At 70.4% G+C, this 15384-nt stretch carries 15 protein-coding genes; 8 read left to right on the top strand and 7 right to left on the bottom strand.

Annotation, left to right across the window (positions count from 1 at the left end):
* Positions 1-43: 43 nt before the first annotated feature.
* A complete protein-coding gene (locus HNR40_RS05595; RefSeq protein ID WP_246508350.1) occupies positions 44-1585 on the top strand; it encodes a PP2C family protein-serine/threonine phosphatase in 1542 nt (513 codons plus the stop codon).
* A gap of 16 nt (positions 1586-1601) precedes the next feature.
* Here HNR40_RS05595 and HNR40_RS05590 read toward each other — a convergent pair whose 3' ends face one another.
* From HNR40_RS05590 to rho, 3 genes are all read right to left on the bottom strand, one after another.
* Complete coding sequence (locus HNR40_RS05590; protein ID WP_184958839.1) at positions 1602-3365, bottom strand: S9 family peptidase; 1764 nt, start codon at positions 3363-3365, stop codon at positions 1602-1604.
* 144 nt (positions 3366-3509) lie between these two features.
* Positions 3510-4361: a putative RNA methyltransferase gene (locus HNR40_RS05585; RefSeq protein WP_184958838.1), complete on the bottom strand. Its 852-nt coding sequence runs from the start codon at positions 4359-4361 to the stop codon at positions 3510-3512.
* 16 nt (positions 4362-4377) lie between these two features.
* The gene (gene rho / locus HNR40_RS05580) at positions 4378-5460 is read right to left on the bottom strand and encodes a transcription termination factor Rho (protein WP_184958837.1); all 1083 of its coding nucleotides are present in this window, start codon (positions 5458-5460) and stop codon (positions 4378-4380) included.
* A gap of 313 nt (positions 5461-5773) precedes the next feature.
* Between rho and HNR40_RS05575 the strand changes: the two genes are divergently transcribed.
* Both HNR40_RS05575 and HNR40_RS05570 read left to right on the top strand, forming a co-directional pair.
* Entirely contained in the window at positions 5774-5914 is a 141-nt protein-coding gene (locus HNR40_RS05575; protein ID WP_184958836.1) for a hypothetical protein, read from the top strand.
* Positions 5915-5929: 15 nt separating this feature from the next.
* On the top strand, positions 5930-6670 hold the full coding sequence (locus HNR40_RS05570) for an MBL fold metallo-hydrolase (protein WP_184958835.1): 741 nt from the start codon (positions 5930-5932) through the stop codon (positions 6668-6670).
* 77 nt (positions 6671-6747) lie between these two features.
* Here the strand turns inward: HNR40_RS05570 and HNR40_RS05565 are convergent, their stop codons facing one another.
* Together HNR40_RS05565 and HNR40_RS05560 are read right to left on the bottom strand one after the other, a co-directional pair.
* Positions 6748-8652, bottom strand: coding sequence for a sensor histidine kinase (locus tag HNR40_RS05565; protein ID WP_184958834.1), 1905 nt, complete (start codon positions 8650-8652; stop codon positions 6748-6750).
* Between the two features lie 75 nt (positions 8653-8727).
* Positions 8728-9102, bottom strand: a complete 375-nt coding sequence (locus HNR40_RS05560; protein ID WP_184958833.1) for a hypothetical protein — start codon at positions 9100-9102, stop codon at positions 8728-8730.
* Between the two features lie 103 nt (positions 9103-9205).
* On the opposite strand from HNR40_RS05560, the gene HNR40_RS05555 reads away from it, so the two are divergent.
* Positions 9206-9733 (top strand): DUF6886 family protein, encoded by a 528-nt coding sequence (locus HNR40_RS05555; protein ID WP_184958832.1) that lies wholly within the window; start codon positions 9206-9208, stop codon positions 9731-9733.
* Here the strand turns inward: HNR40_RS05555 and HNR40_RS05550 are convergent.
* Positions 9699-10667 carry a ketopantoate reductase family protein gene (locus HNR40_RS05550; RefSeq protein ID WP_184958831.1) on the bottom strand — a complete coding sequence of 323 codons (969 nt, stop codon included), beginning with the start codon at positions 10665-10667 and terminating at the stop codon, positions 9699-9701. The two genes, HNR40_RS05555 and HNR40_RS05550, sit on opposite strands and share 35 nt — an antisense overlap.
* Positions 10652-11380 carry a glycosyltransferase family 2 protein gene (locus tag HNR40_RS05545; RefSeq protein WP_184958830.1) on the bottom strand — a complete coding sequence of 243 codons (729 nt, stop codon included), beginning with the start codon at positions 11378-11380 and terminating at the stop codon, positions 10652-10654. Before HNR40_RS05545 ends, HNR40_RS05550 begins: the two co-directional genes overlap by 16 nt.
* A gap of 77 nt (positions 11381-11457) precedes the next feature.
* Between HNR40_RS05545 and HNR40_RS05540 the strand changes: the two genes are divergently transcribed.
* From HNR40_RS05540 to HNR40_RS05525, 4 genes are read left to right on the top strand one after another with little or no spacing between them, the layout of a single operon-like run.
* Complete coding sequence (locus HNR40_RS05540) at positions 11458-11808, top strand: YybH family protein (protein WP_184958829.1); 351 nt, start codon at positions 11458-11460, stop codon at positions 11806-11808.
* 9 nt (positions 11809-11817) lie between these two features.
* Positions 11818-13224, top strand: a complete 1407-nt coding sequence (locus HNR40_RS05535) for a purine-cytosine permease family protein (RefSeq protein ID WP_184958828.1) — start codon at positions 11818-11820, stop codon at positions 13222-13224.
* Entirely contained in the window at positions 13221-14813 is a 1593-nt protein-coding gene (gene lysS, locus HNR40_RS05530) for a lysine--tRNA ligase (protein WP_184958827.1), read from the top strand. Before HNR40_RS05535 ends, lysS begins: the two co-directional genes overlap by 4 nt.
* Positions 14810-15340, top strand: a complete 531-nt coding sequence (locus tag HNR40_RS05525) for an AAA family ATPase (RefSeq protein WP_184958825.1) — start codon at positions 14810-14812, stop codon at positions 15338-15340. The genes lysS and HNR40_RS05525 overlap by 4 nt, the downstream gene beginning before the upstream one ends.
* Positions 15341-15384 lie beyond the last annotated feature (44 nt).

Raw genomic sequence — 15384 nt, 5'->3', positions numbered from 1 at the left:
GGATTTACCCCATGTCAACGGTAATTGTGGTAGGCACGGTGGGATGACTTCATCTCCCCACGCGCTGCTCGCCGCGACGTTCGCGCCGGGTGAGTCAGCCGTGCCCGCGGCCAGGAGGTTCACTCTCGAGGTGATGACCGCCTGGGCGGTCGCCGCCGTGCTCCCGGACGCGGAGCAGATCGCCGGTGAGCTGGCAGCTCAGGTCGCGGACGAGCCGTTCGAGGTCATCTGGAAACATTTCGGCGACGCGGTGCAGGTCGAGCTGCGGCAGCGCACGGCTCCCCAGGCCGACCCGAAGGGTCCTTCGGTCGAGGTGGAGGAGTGGGGGATCACCTTCGCGGGCGATTCCCGTATCCATTGGGCAAGGCTCACGCTACCGGGTTCCTCGGAGAGAGTCGCGGCCGAATGGTCGGAGGACACCTCCCGGGGCCCCCACTGGCTGGGTTTCCTGGCCGACGCCAGCGACCTTCTCGCCGGCACGCTCGACCCCGACATGGTGCCCGCGATCATCGCCCAGATCGTCGTGCCGAGATTGGCGAGCTGGTGCGGCGTCTACACCACCGACGGGGCGGTCGGGCCGCTGCGGCTGGCGTACCTGTGGCACGCCGACGAGGCCCGCATCGACGGGCTGCGCGAGGAGCTCGCCGGGATCGGCATCGACGAGGCCGACACGCGCGCCACCTCGACCGTGCACCTCGACGGCTCGCAGGTGCTCGCCGTCCCGCTCACCGCGCGTGGCCGCCAGCTCGGCATGATGTGCCTGGGCCGTTCCGACCGCTTCACCGACGAGGTCGTGCAGTTCGCCGACGACATCGCCCGCCGCGCCGCGCTCGCGATGGACAACGCCCGCCTTTACGCCCAGCAGGCCGCAGCCAACCGGGCCCTGCAGCGCAGCCTCCTGCCGCCCAACGAGCCCGAGGTGCCCGGCCTCGACTACGGCGTCGTCTACGAGCCCGCCGGCGAGGCCAACGAGGTCGGCGGCGACTTCTACGACCTGTTCGCGGCCGAGGACTCCTGGCGCTTCGCCATCGGCGACGTCTGCGGCACCGGCCCCGAGGCGGCAGCGGTCACCGGCCTGGCCCGCCACACGCTGCGCCTGCTCGCCCGCGAAGGCTACGGCGTGGCCGCCGTCCTGGGCCGGCTCAACCAGGCGATCCTGGAGGAGGGGGAGCGGGCCCGCTTCCTCACGCTGCTCCACGGCGACATCTCGCCGACGCCGAGCGGCCTGGAGGTACGCCTGGTCTCGGCCGGCCACCCCGAGGCGCTGCGCCTCAAGCCGAGCGGCGTCGTGGAGTCGGTGACCACGCCGCAGTCGCTGCTAGGCGTCTTCCCCGAGGTGCAGTTCGAGGCCGACCTGATCCACCTCGACCACGGCGACGTGCTGCTGGCGGTCACGGACGGGGTGACGGAGCGCCGCAGCGGCGGACGGCTGCTGGACGACGGCGGCGGGCTGGCCAAGCTGCTGGCGGAGTGCGTGGGGCTGTCGGCGCGGGCGGTGGCCGAGCGCATTCGCCGCGCGGCGGCGGACTACGCCCCGGAGCCCAGCGCCGACGACTTGGCCATCCTGGTCCTGCGTGCGCGCTGACTCTTTTATGTCAGGCCTAATGCTGAGTGTGTTTCCGGGCGAAATCCAACTGGAGTGCCATTTGCGCAATGCGCTCCGACACCACGAGTGAGCCGCGCACCGCGTCATAGGTGTAGATCTCGTGTTCGCGCCCGTGCTCGGCGAGTTTCGCCACGTACTTCTCTATCTGCCGCAAAGGGCAGCGGGTGTCGTTCTCGCCCGCGAGGATCAGCACGGGCCCCTTCACCCGGTCCACGTAGGTGATGGGCGAGCTGGCCGTGTAGCGTTCCGGCTGCTCGTCGGGGGAGCCGCCGAACAGCGAGCGCTGGTAGGCGCGCAGACTCTCCGTCTCGTCCTCGTAGCAGGTCTGGTGGCAGGCGATCGGGACCGCGGCGATGCCGGCCCGCCAGTGGTCGGGCTGGATGCCCATGCCGAGCAGCGCCAGGAAGCCGCCCCACGCGGTGCCGGAGAGCACCAGCCGCTCCGGGTCGGCTACGCCGCGCGTCACCACCCACTCGCGCACGGCCGCGACGTCGGCCAGTTCGATGTGCCCGACGTCGCCGTGCAGGGCGTCGCGCCAGGCGGTGCCGTAGCCGGTGGAGCCGCGGAAGTTGACCCGCACCACCGCGTAGCCCGAGTCCACCCACGCGGCGACCTCGGGCGAGTAGGAGTCGCGGTCCTGCGCGGTCGGGCCGCCGTGCAGAAGGAACACGGTCGGGTACGGCGCGGCGCCGTTCTCCGGGCGGGAGATGAGCGCGTGGATGCGGCCGCCGGGGCCGTCGACGTCGATGTCCTCGACCGGGACGCTGGGCGGCGCGGGAGGACCGGCGGGGTTCATCACGACCTGCCCGTTGCTGGAACGCACCACGGGCGGACGTGAGCCGCTCGACCATGAGTACTCCACGTGGCCGCCGGGGCGCGGTGCCGCCTCGTCGATCACGCCGTGCGGCGTCTCGATCGGGGTGAGCCCGCCGCCGCCCAGGTCGTAGCGGTGGAGGTAGCTGCGGGCGCGTTCCTCGCGGGTGATGAGCAGGGCGCGGCCGTCGGCGTACCACTCGGCGTTGAGGTCGCCCGGGTCCTTGAGCCAGATCTCGCGCTGCTCGCCGGAGGCCGGGTCCCAGACCAGGGGCTCGTGGCGGCTGCGGCGCTCGTGGAGCGTGAGCAGGCGGCGATCGCCCATGATGGGCGCGAACCTGAGGCCGACCACGCCCTTGTCGGGGCCGTCGTAGAGTTCGGCGACCGTGTCGCCGCAGGGGCGCACCACGCGCAGGGCCGGGCGGCGGAAGTCGCCGTACTCGCCGTGGTTGATGGCGATGAGGGAGCCGTCGAGTGAGATGTCGGCGACCCAGCCGGCCTCGGTGTGCTCGTAGAGGAGCGTGGTGGGTTCGCCGGGCTGGACCAGGTGGATGCGGAACGATCCCTCGCCGGCGAGGCTGATGGCGGCGGCGCCGGTGGCCGAGAGCATGATGCCGCCGGGGTGGCCCGCGCGGATGGACGGGTCGACGGGCTCGTCGGGCCCGCCGTTGAACGGCTGCCGCATCCACCCGCCGAGCTCGTCGCCCTCGGGGTCGGCGAACCAGTAGATCCACTGGCCGGTGGGGTCGATGGCGGCGTGGGCGGTGCCTTTGGGCTGCTCGGTGACCTGGCGGGTGACTCCGGCGGTGCGGTCCCAGGCGTAGAGCTCCCAGGTTCCGGTGGCGTTGCTCCTGTAGATCGAGCGGTTCGGGGCCTGGCGCGCCCACGTGGGCAACGTCATTCTCGGCGCCCGGAACCTGGCCTGCCAGCGTTCCTCCGCCTTCATCCGGTGCGTCCCCTCCCTCTGGCACCGCGCGCTTCCCGGGCGCGGTTGGCGTCCAGTATTGCGCCTGTGTCGCGGAAATACTTGAGGAATGTGGGGGAATTTCGGACTAAATACCCCATCAGTAACACGGGTCGCATATGTCCGTCAAGGAACGGCCCTTGATCGTGGTCCTGTCACGAAGATAGACAGTTCAAATGCCACTTGGGTTGACACTTTCCCCAGGTTTTTCTCAGCGAAGAGCCGGGAAATCCTGGCCCGGAGAACATCATCCTCCAGATGCCAGGCACTCGGGCCCATGCGGACGACTTCCGCGACCTCGTCCGGGCCCAGCTCAAGATCGTAGGCGAGCGTGCTCTGTCCGGCCAGAGTGAAATCCGGAAGACTGCGCGCCACCCGCTCGCGCTTGTCCTCGTCGACCGTGAGCAGCCCCAGCTCCTCCACCAGCGGCCGCAGATGCCCGCTCGCCGGTGTCACCACGACCAGCCGGCCGTCCGGGCGCAGGACGCGGGCGAACTCCGGCCCGTTGCGCGGCGCGAACACGTCCAGCACCACGTCGGCGACGCCGTCGGCGATCGGCAGCGGCTGCCACACGTCACCGACGAACGCCCCGGCCCGCTCGTGCGCGCGGGCGGCCCGCTTCACCGCGTGCTTGGAGACGTCGAAGGCGATCCCGATCGCGGAGGGGCCCAGCGCCCGTGCGAGGTAGTAGCCGGTCCCGGCCCCCGCGTCCACGACTACCGAGGCGCCGGAGCAGATCGAGGCCAGTTCGCCGGCGAGCGGCGCGTAGTGGCCCGCGCCCAGGAACGCCTCCCGGGAGGCGACCATCTGGGGCGTGTCGGCGGTGCCCGGCGGCTTCGAGCCGGTCAGCAGGCTCACGTACCCCTGGCGGGCGATGTCGAAGGCGTGACCGGAGGCGCACCGCACCGTGCCCGGCAGCAGTTCGAAGGCGCCCCTGCAGACGGGGCAGACGAGGTACGGGACGGCGTCGGCGAGCATCCGTCCATTGTGGACCTCAGGAGGCGGCGGCCTGGAGGAGGAAGGCCGCGTTGGAGGGCGTCTCGCGGAGCTTGTCGATGAGCAGTTCCGTGCCCTTGCCGCGGTCGAGCGAGGTGAGCATGCGGCGCAGCTTCCACACGATCTGCCGCTCCCGGCCGTCGAGCAGGATCTCCTCGCGGCGTGTGCCGGAGGCGTCGAGGTCGACCGCGGGGAACAGGCGCTTCTCGGCCAGGTCCCTGGTCAGGTGGATCTCGCTGTTGCCGGTGCCCTTGAACTCCTCGTACAGGCTGTCGTCCAGCCTGGAGCCGGTGCCGACCAGGGCGGTGGCGAGGATGGTGAGCGAGCCGCCGTCGAGCACGTTGCGCGCGGCGCCGAAGAAGCGCTTGGGCGGGTAGAGGGCGGCGGCGGCCAGCCCGCCGGTCAGCACGCGCCCGGTGCCGGGCGAGAGGTTGTTGTACGCCCGCCCGAGCCGCGTCAGCGAGTCGAGCAGCACGACCACGTCCCGGCCCTGCTCCACCAGGCGCTTGGCGCGCTCGATGGCGAGTTCGGCCACCGCGGTGTGCTCGCGGTCGGGATGGTCGAAGGTCGAGGAGTAGACCTCGCCGGCGATCGTGGCGCGCATCTCGGTCACCTCTTCCGGGCGCTCGCCGACGAGCAGCACGATGAGGTGGACCTCGGGGTGGTTGGCGGTGACGGCCGCGGCCAGCGCCTGCAGGACCATGGTCTTGCCGGCCTTGGGCGGCGCCACGATGAGCCCGCGCTGCCCCTTGCCGATGGGCGCGAACAGGTCGATGACGCGGGTGGTCAGGGAGTCGGTCTCGATGGCGAGCCGTTCCGTGGGATGGATGGGGGTGAGGTCGGCGAAGTGCGGACGCTCGCGCCAGTCGGCGCGGCCGTTGACGCTCTCGACGGAGGTCAGCTTGCCGCCGGACGACACGGCGACGACCTGGTCACCGTGGCGCAGTCCGAGCTGATGAGCCCGGTCGGCGGCGATGCGCAGATCGCCGATGTGGGCGGTCTTCCCGCGGATGTCGAGCAGGCCGGTGACCTGTCGTGCGGGGGCTTGAGACCGCTGCTGGGGGATGGTTTGAACAGACATGATGACCCTCCTTGAGGGCATGCCGACGCAGGGTCGGCTAAGGTGTTGATAGACGGTGGGCCGGACCCTCAACACGGGCGGGGCCACCGAAAGGGGAGTGCAGCGGAGCCATGAGCTCGACGCTGCTCGAAACGTATCACACGCTTCGGTCCCCAGAACGTCTAGCCCTTCGGTGCTATTCCCGGGGGGTCTTCGCTTGTTCGCCCCCCAGGTGTGAAGCACAACGGCGTAGAACGTGTCAAGCGGGCTGCAGGGCCGCTGCAATCCGCTGAGGCTTACATAGATGTGAGAGAACGTCCTAGGGGGACCCATCATGACCAGCACCCAGTGCCCGAGGTGTCAGACCGAGCTCGACGAGGGCCCGATCATGTACCGCTGCTCCACATGCTGCCGCGCCGTCTACGCCGCGGACCTGGAGAACGACTACGTCACCCGGCACCCGGTGGCCGCTTAGCCCTAATCTGGGCGGATGCCTCACCCATCGACGACCGTGGCAGGCGTCGAGATCACACCGCTGTGCGACGCGATCGGCCCCATGGGCCCGGCTCTCCGCCTGCCGTTCCTGGAGACCTTCCTCGGCGCTCCCGCCGACGAGGGCCTGTGGACCCTGCACTTCCACTGCTACCTGCTGCGTGGGCGGGACGGCAAGCTCACGCTCGTGGACACGGGCATCGGCGCGGCAGACTCGCCCGCCGCGGTCTGGGCGCCGGTGCCCGGCCGCCTGCTTGCCGAACTGTCCGCCGCGGGCGCCGCGCCCGAGGACGTGGACACGGTCGTCATCACGCACCTGCACAGCGACCACTGTGGCGGCTCGGTGAACGGCGGCACGCCCGTCTTCCCCAACGCCCGTCACGTGGTCCAGCGCGCCGAGGTCGAGGCCGTCTCCGACACGATCAGGGCCGCCGTGCTCGATCCGCTCGGTGACGGCCTGCACGTCGTCGACGGCGACACACAGCTCTCACCCGGCCAGTGGGTACGGCTGACGCCCGGCCACACCGCCGGCCACCAGATCGTCGAGACCGAAGGCGTCACCGTGTTCGGCGACATCCTCCACCACCCGGTGCAGCTCGCCGACCCGTCGATCCGCTACGTCTACGACGACGACTCCGACCTGGCGGCCGAGACCCGGCTGGAGCAGGTGGCCCGGGTCCGCGCGGAGCACAGGCTGCTCGCCACGTCGCACTTCCCCGACCCGTTCGTCCAGCTGTGACATCGAACGACGCGAAGACCGGCAGGGCGGCCAAGGTCACCGGCTTGACGCTCCGGGTCAGCGGCTGACGTTCAAGGTCAGCGGCTGACCAGTGGCGCGTGCTCGTGCAGCAGCCCGGAGGGCAGGGCGACGAGGGCGGTCAGGCCGCCGTACGGCGAGGGCCCGAGCCGGACCCTGATGTCGTGCCTGGCCGCCAGCCGAGCCACCACGAACAGCCCGAGCCGGTCGCTCTGCGCCAGGTCGAACTCGGGCGTCTCCTCCAGCCGCGCGTTGAGCTCGTCGATCTCGGCGCGCGGCAGGCCGAGGCCGCGGTCCTCGATCTCGATGGTCAGCCCGTGCGGCGTGGTCGTGCTGCGCAGGTCCACGCGGGTCTGCGGCGGGGAGAAGAGCGTGGCGTTCTCGACCAGTTCGGCGACGAGGTGGGCGACGTCGGTGACCGCGGCGCCGGACAGCGCGAGCGGCGGCGGCTGGAGGATCTCCACCCGCTGGTACTCCTCCACCTCGGCGACGGCGGCGCGCAGCACGTCGAGGATCGGGACCGGGTTGCGCCAGCCGCGTCCCGGCGCCTGTCCCGACAGGATGATCAGGCTCTCGGCGTGCCTGCGCATGCGCGTGGTCAGGTGGTCGAGCTTGAACAGGTCGGCCAGCGCCTCGGGGTCCTCCGCGCCGCGCTCCATGCCGTCGAGCTGGAGGAGCTGGCGGTGCAGCAGCGACTGGTTGCGCCGGGCGAGGTTGACGAAGACCTGGTTGACGCCGTGGCGGAGCCTGGCCTGGCCGACGGCGGCCTCCACCGCGGTGGACTGCACGCTGTTGAACGCCTGCATGATGTCGCGCACCTCTGAGGTGTTGGCCGCGACCTCCAGCGGGATGACCTGGACCGGTTCCGGCGCCTGGGTCGTGGTGGCCTTCAGCCGCTGGACGAGGCCGCGCAGCCGTACCTCTGCCAGCTCCGCGGCGGCGGCGCGGAGGGCGGCGAGCTCGCGCACGAGGCGGCGGCGGAAGCGCAGGGACAGCGCGATGGAGGCGATGACGGCGAGCAGCCCGACGCCGCCGGCGATGCCGATCTTGAGCAGGATGGCGTTGGCGGCCGGGTTGACGCGGGCCACGATGCCCTGGACGGCGAAGGTCTGGTTGCGCTCGACCGCGGCCCACAGGTTGTCGGCGTCTGTGGGCCAGGTGGCCGCGCCCGCCGGCAGGCCGTTGACGGTGGCCTGGCCGCGCAGGAGGTCCTCGAGTTCGAGGAACTCACGGTAGGCGGGGCCCTGGGTCAGGCTCTGGTACGGCAGCCGCAGCCCGGGATCGAGCTGGGCCAGCGCCTGGGTGTAGAGCAGCCGCCGGGTCGCCACCATCCCGGTGAACGCCTCGCGCTCGGCGTCGCCGACCTTGCCGGCGGCCAGGACGACCACGACCATGGCCCGTTCGCGGGCGAGCAGTTCCTTGGCCTCGCCGAGCATGGTGACGGCGTGCGCCTGCCGGTAGAGCGAGGTGTCGGGGACCAGGACCATGGCGTCGTGCAGACGGTAGAGCGCGTCCACGATCCGGTTGTAGCCGATGATCACGTCGAGGGCGCGGGGGGCGCCGCCTGAGGTGATGCGCCGGATGTCGGGCAGCTGCTCCAGCGCGGTGTTGAGGCCGCGCAGCTGGGTGTCCATCTCGGGGGACAGGTCCCGCTGCTCGGCGGCGAGCCGGTGGAAGCGGGTCAGCGCCCGGTCGGTCAGCCCCCGCTGCTTGGCCACCTGCGCGCTCTGCCGTTCGCCCGAGACGTGCTGGACGGAGAGGTGCCGCTCCTGCTGGAGCTGGACGACGACCTGCTCGGCCGGGTCGGACAGGTTGGTGACCAGTTTGTTGATCTCCAGGAGGCGTAGACCGTCGCCACCGGTCAGTCCCGCCGCGAACGCCCACAGGCCCACCAGCGAGATGAGCGGGACGAAAAGCAGGATGAGGAGCTTGAGCGCAATGGGGCGGCCACGCTGGGGGGGCATCCGACCTCCGGGTGCACGATGAGAGCGCCTCGCACGATACACCGAACACCCGGATAAATCCCTGGATAAATGGGGCTATGCCGGACGATCCTCCGGCCTGCGCTGGGCCGGTGCCCCGGCGACCAACTGGTCCTCGGAGCTGCGCTCGCGCTCCAGCTTGCGTTCGAGCTCGCGCTTCTCCTCCTCCAGCCGGACGGCCTCGGAGCGGTTGTGCCGCAGCGCCCTGCGGCGCTTGGCCGCGCGGCGGGAGCCGGAGTTGACCATCGCGATGCCCAGCAGCAGGACGGCCGCGACGGCGGCCCCCGCGACGAACATCTCCAGATGGTTCGGCGCGAAGCCGTAGCCGAAGACGCTGAAGGAGGCGTCGGTGGCGGTCGCGCTCGGCTCCATCGACGCGACCACGATCGCGCCCGTTGCGATCAGGACTAGGACAAGACCCAAAACGATCATGTGAACTCACCTCGACCGTCGCACTGCCCCGACAGGGCGGGGATATGCGGGCCCCCTGCCGTGTCGCGAGGCTTTCGGCCGGTCAGACCATCAGGATGGTTACATGAGACCCGGACCAGGACAGGTGTTGCACTTCTCGGAAGACCCGACAATCAAGCAGTTCGTGCCGCATGTCGCGAAGACCTCGACACAACGGGAGTCATACGTCTGGGCCGTCGGCCCGGAGCGCTGTCCCGACTACTGGTTCCCGCGCGACTGCCCGAGGGCGATGGCGTGGAAGGGCGAGCGCACGACCGAGCGCGACGCCGAGCGGATCATCGGCGTGGGCAGCGGCGATCGGGTGCACGCGATCGAGTACGCCTGGCTCAAGGCGATCATGGAGGTCCGGCTGTTCGCCTACCGCCTGCCCGCCGACCCCTTCCAGCCCATCGGCGACCCGCCGCACGCGGTCGTGGCCCAGGTCCCCGTGTTGCCACTCGGCCCGCCCGAGCCGGTCACCGACCTCATCGACCTGCACGAGGAGGCGGGGATCCAGCTACGCGTGCTGGACAACCTCTGGCCGTTCTGGAACGAGGTCACCGCCAGCACGCTGGAGTTCAGCGGGATACGGCTGCGGAACGCTCGTCGATGAGCGCCTGAAGCTTGGCCACGGGCATCGAGCCGGGCGGCAGCTTCTCGCGGGCCGCCCGGTTGGCCTCGCGCTGCAGCACCTCGTTCACCGGCGCGGGCCGGCCGAGCTCGCGCGCCAGCAGCACGATCTCGCCGTTGAGGTAGTCGGCCTCGATGCTGCCCGCGCCTCTGGCCAGGCTCTGCCACGAGGAGCCGCCGCCTCTGACGACGCCGTCGATCGGGGCGAGGTCCACGAGGTGGCCGCGCAGGCGCCGTTCGTCGTCCTGGGTGGTGAAGGCGATCCCGGCCGCGTCGAGCAGGTCCATCGCCTCGGTCCTGGCCTGCTGCCGGATGTCGCCGAAGCCGCCGGGCTCGCACAGGGCCTCGGCCGCGTTGCCGAGGTTGCCGAGCAGTTTGCCGTGCTTCCAGCGCATCACATCCGGTACGGCCCGCGCCACGAACCCGCTCTGGGTCAGATCGTCGGTCACCCGGGTCGCCAGCTCGTCCACACCCTGTGGATAACGGCCGACGTGCAGCATGCCGGGGTGCGGCGTGCCGTACGAGATGACGACGCCCGGCTCCAGGTGCAGGGCGGGCAGCCAGACGCACATGCCATAAACGTTCTCGAACCTCCGCAGTGCGACAGGTTCGTTGCAGACGCCGTTCTGGGCCAGCACGACCGGCAGGTCGCGCGACCACGGGTCCAGGGCGGCGACGGTGTCCTGCGACTTGGTCGCCAGGACGATCACGTCGTCGTCGCCGGTGGGGACGGGGCCGTCGGACACCGGGATGTTCAGCGTCTCGGAGCCGGACGGGGAGATCAGCTTCATGCCGCTCGCGCGGAGGGACTCGTAGTGGGCGCCGCGGGCGATCAGCAGCACATCATGGCCGCCCTGGAAGAGCTTGGCCCCGATGGTGCCGCCAACGGCGCCGGCGCCGATCACGATATAGCGCATGATCCGAGGCTACTAGGCGCCGGAGCGGCGACCAGACCCCGGTTGCGCTCGCGCAGGATCGTCTTCAGCACGCGCCAGCCGTCGCGCACGGCGTGCAGATTGCTCTCGCCGTGGATGCGGCAGTGCTCGTGGCTCGGCACTTCCTGGATGAGCAGACCGGCCTGGGAGGCCCGCACGTTCATCAGCGTCTCGATCTCGAAACCGTCGCAGTCGAGCGCCATCGCGTCGAGGTGCCTGGCCCAGAACGCGTTGTAGCCGTAGCAGAGGTCGGTGTAGCGCGTTCCATAGAGCATGTTGGTCAGGCCGGTCAGGACCCGGTTGCCGAACGAGCGCACCACGCTGATGTCGCTGGAGCCGCCGCCGGGCACGTAGCGCGAGCCCTTGGCGAAGTCGGCGCCCTCGATCAGGGCCTCGACGAACAGGCCGATCTCGCGGCCGTCGGTCGAGCCATCGGCGTCGATCATGACGATGATGTCGCCCTTGGCGGCGGCGAACCCGGCGATGAGGGCGTTGCCCTTGCCTCGGCCGGTCTGGGTGACGACGTGAAGGTCGGGACGGAGCCTGCGGGCGACCGCGACGGTGTCGTCGGTCGAGTTGCCGTCCACCAGGATGACCTCGTCGATCCAGGAGGGCAGCGTCGCGAAGACGTGGGGCAGGTTCTCGGCTTCGTTCATTGCCGGGACCACGACGGTGATGCTGGCGGAGAGCTTCATGTGAGCAAGGTCTCCCCAGGTGCCTGCAGGCGGCTTGACATTGCCTTGCACGTGCAAAGGATCTATAACCTTAGATCATGATTTCTGCCCAGAAAACGATAGAAGCGCACCTGGCAGCCATCGCCGGCCGTGATCTGGAGGCATACGCGGAGACCCTGCACGACGACGTGATCGTGGTCCTCCCCAACGGCAAGACGCTCGAAGGCCGCGAGGCCGTCCTGGAGTTCCACCGCGAGTGGTTTTCCGAGCTTGACTGGACACAGAAAATGTGCCGGATTTGGGAAAAGGAGACCGAGGGCACCCTGGTCTCGGTCTACGAGGCCGACTACCACGAGGGCGACTACCACGCCCGCAACCTCGTCAGCCTGGTCTTCACCCGTGTCGGCGACGCCTGGCTCCTCCTGCACGACCAGAACACGCGGTTGTAATCTCCGCCTATGACGATGACCGTCGAGCGCAACGGCATCAACGCGGTGCCGCCGGAAGAGCGGCACGGCAAACCCTTCGACCTGGTCTGGCCCTGGGCGGCCGCCAACCTGTCCCTGTTCGGCATCGCCTTCGGCGTCTACATCGTCGGGCTCGGGCTCGGCGTGGTGCCCGCGATCGCCGCCGGGGCGCTCGGCTACCTTCTCTCGTTCGGGCTGGTCGGCCTCGTGGCCATCGGCGGAGCCCGGTCCGGGGTGCCGACGATGACGCTCGGCCGCGCCGCGTTCGGCGTGCAGGGCAACAAGCTGCCCGCGCTGCTGTCCTACGTCTCGAACGTCGGCTGGGAGACCGTACTGGTCACGCTCTCCGCGCAGGGCGGCGCCGCCATCCTGACCCGGCTCGCGCCGGGTCTCGGCCAGACGAGCGCGCTGGCGATCTGCTTCGTGGTCGCCGCCCTGGTCACGATCGCCGTCGGCGTGTACGGCCACGCCATGATCATGACCGTCCAGAAATACCTGACCTATGCCTTCATCGTGCTGACGGTCGTCTACATGGCGCTCATGCTGCCCAAGCTGGGCGTCTCGCTGCCCTCGACCGGCGGACCCGGAGCCTGGGCGGGCGGCGTGATCTTCGCGATGACCCTGCTGGGACTCGGCTGGGTCAACTGCGGCGCCGACTACTCCCGCTACCTGCCCGCCCGCTCCAAGGGCTCGGCCATCACGCTCTGGACCACGCTGGGCGGCGCGCTGCCGCCGATGGTCCTGCTGGTGTTCGGCGTGCTGCTTGCCGGTGGCGACCCCAAGCTGGCCGAAGCGGCCGCCGCCGATCCCGTGGGAGCGCTGGCCGCCGCGCTGCCGACGTGGTTCCTGCTGCCGTACCTGCTGGCCGCGATCGGCGGATTCCTGGCGGGGGCGATCATGGACATCTACTCGTCGGGGCTGTCCATGCTGGCGCTGGGCGTACCGGTGAAGCGGCACTTCGCGGTGCTGTTCGACGGCGTGCTGATGATCCTCGGCGGCTATTACCTGCTGTTCGTCTCGGGCAACTTCCTGGCCACCTTCCAGGCGTTCCTGTCGATCATCGGGGTGGTCATGGCCGCATGGGTCGCGGTCTTCCTGGTCGACATGTGGCGCCGGGGCAGCCGCTACGACGAAGGGCTGCTGCGCGCCGGCGGGCCGGCCTTCAACTGGCCCGGCCTGATCGCGCTCGTCGCCGCCTCGGTCACCGGGCTCGGCCTGATCACCTCAGCCGACCCGAACATCGCCAACGCCGTCGGCTTCCTCATGAGCGAGTCGATGCGGGCGGGCACGTTCGGCGCGGCCAACGTGGGCGTCGTCGTCGCGCTCGTGCTCGGCGGCCTGCTGTACTTCCTGATCACGCTCGTGTGGCGGCCCCCGGCTGCCAGAATGGGACGATGATCGCAGACTGGGTCGCCAAGTTCGCAGACGATGTCATCGCCGAGGCGGATCGTCGCGCACCGGGCAAACCGATCGTCTGCGCCTCCGGCCTGAGCCCGTCCGGCCCGATCCACCTGGGCAACCTGCGCGAGGTCATGACCCCGCACCTGGTCGCCGACGAGATCCGCCGCCGCGGGCGTGACTGCGTGCACCTGCTGTCCTGGGACGACTACGACCGCTTCCGCCGGGTGCCGGCCGGCGTCGACCCGTCCTGGGCCGAGCACGTCGGCAAGCCGCTGACCTCCGTGCCCGCGCCGCCCGGCAGCGAGCACGCCAGCTGGGCCGAGCACTTCAAGGCGCCGCTGACCGCCGCGCTGGCCGAGCTCGGCATCGAGGTCGAGGCCATCAGCCAGACCGAGCGCTACACCGCCGGCGCCTACCGCAAGCAGATCCTGCGCGCGATGGAGCACCGGGTCAAGATCGACGCGATCCTGGAGCAATACCGGACCAAGGCCGTCGAGCGCTACTCGCCGTACAAGCCCTACTGCGCGCTCTGCGAGCGCGACCTCACCACCGTCACGGCCTACGACGACGAGAGCACCGAACTGGCCTACACGTGCGCGTGCGGATTCGGCGAGAGTGTACGGCTGGCCGAGCACGACCGGGGCAAGCTGGTGTGGAAGGTCGACTGGCCGATGCGCTGGGCGTACGAGGGAGTGGTCTTCGAGCCTTCCGGCGTCGACCACCACTCGCCCGGCTCGGCGTGGATCGTGGGCGAGCAGATCGTCGGCGAGGTCTTCGGCGGCGCGCAGCCCATCGGCCCCATGTACGCCTTCGTCGGCATCACCGGCATGGCCAAGATGAGCAGTTCCAAGGGCGGCGTGCCCACCCCGGCCGACGCCCTGGAGATCATGGAGGCCCCGGTCCTGCGCTGGCTGTACGCCCGCCGCAAGCCCGAGCAGTCCTTCAAGATCGCCTTCGACCAGGAGATCCAGCGCCTCTACGACGAGTGGGACGCGCTCGGCCGCAAGATCACCGGCGGCGGCGGCCTGCCGGCAGAGAAGGCCGCCCACACCCGGGCCACCTCCACCGCCGCCGCGGCGCTGCCCGCCACGCCCCACCCGGTCGCCTACCGCACGCTGGCCTCGATCGCCGACATCACCACGGGCGACGAGCGCCAGACCCTGCGCATCCTGGCCGACGTCGACGGCGTCGCCGCCCTGGAGGAGGTGCGGCCCCGGCTCGACCGCGCCCAGCGCTGGGTGGACACGCAGGTGCCCGCCGAGCAGCGCACCCGCGTACGCGACAGCGCCGACGCCGAACGCCTCGACGCGCTCGACGACGACAGCGCCGCGTCGGTGCGCCTGCTGCTCGACGGCCTCGACGAGCACTGGTCGGTCGAGGGCCTCACCACGCTGGTGTACGGCGTGCCGAAGCTCGTGGCCGGACTTCCGGTGGACGCCAAGCCGACTCCCGAGCTGAAGCAGGCGCAGCGGGCCTTCTTCGCGCTGCTCTACCACCTGCTGATCGGGCGTGACACGGGGCCGAGGCTGCCGACCCTCCTGCTGGCCGTGGGGGCCGACCGGGTGCGTACCCTTCTGTCCCCATGAGAGCGGTCATTCTGATCACCGGCATCTCCGCTTCGGGCAAGTCCACGGTCGCCCAGGCGCTGGCCGAGCGGCTGCCGAGGTCGGCGCACGTGCGCGGCGACGTCTTCCGCAAGATGGTGGTCGGCGGCCGCGTCGAGATGTCTTCCGAACCGTCGGATGAGGCGCGCCGCCAGCTCCGCCTGCGCTACACGATCGCGGCCGAGGTGGCCGACCGCTACTTCGAGGCGGGGTTCACGCCGGTGCTGCAGGACGTGGTGCTGGGGCCGGAGCTGGAGACCGTCACCAAGCTGATCCGCAGCCGCCCGCTGCACGTCGTGGTGCTCGCGCCTTCGGGGGAGTCCGTCGAGCGGCGCGAGCGCGAACGGCCCAAGACGGGCTACGGCGACTGGACGGTCGCCCAGCTCGACCACGTGCTGAGGACGCAGACGCCGCGCATCGGGCACTGGATCGACTCCAGCGAGCTGAGCGTGGACGAGACCGTGGGGGAGATCCTGGCGGTCCTGGACAGCGGTGAAGCCCGGAGCTGACGGCTCCGGGCTTCATGAGCTTTCCGGGATTTATCCCGATTTAT

It is taken from the genome of Nonomuraea endophytica, from assembly GCF_014203235.1.
GTDB lineage: Bacteria > Actinomycetota > Actinomycetes > Streptosporangiales > Streptosporangiaceae > Nonomuraea > Nonomuraea endophytica.
This window is presented reverse-complemented; position numbering and strand designations above follow the sequence as displayed.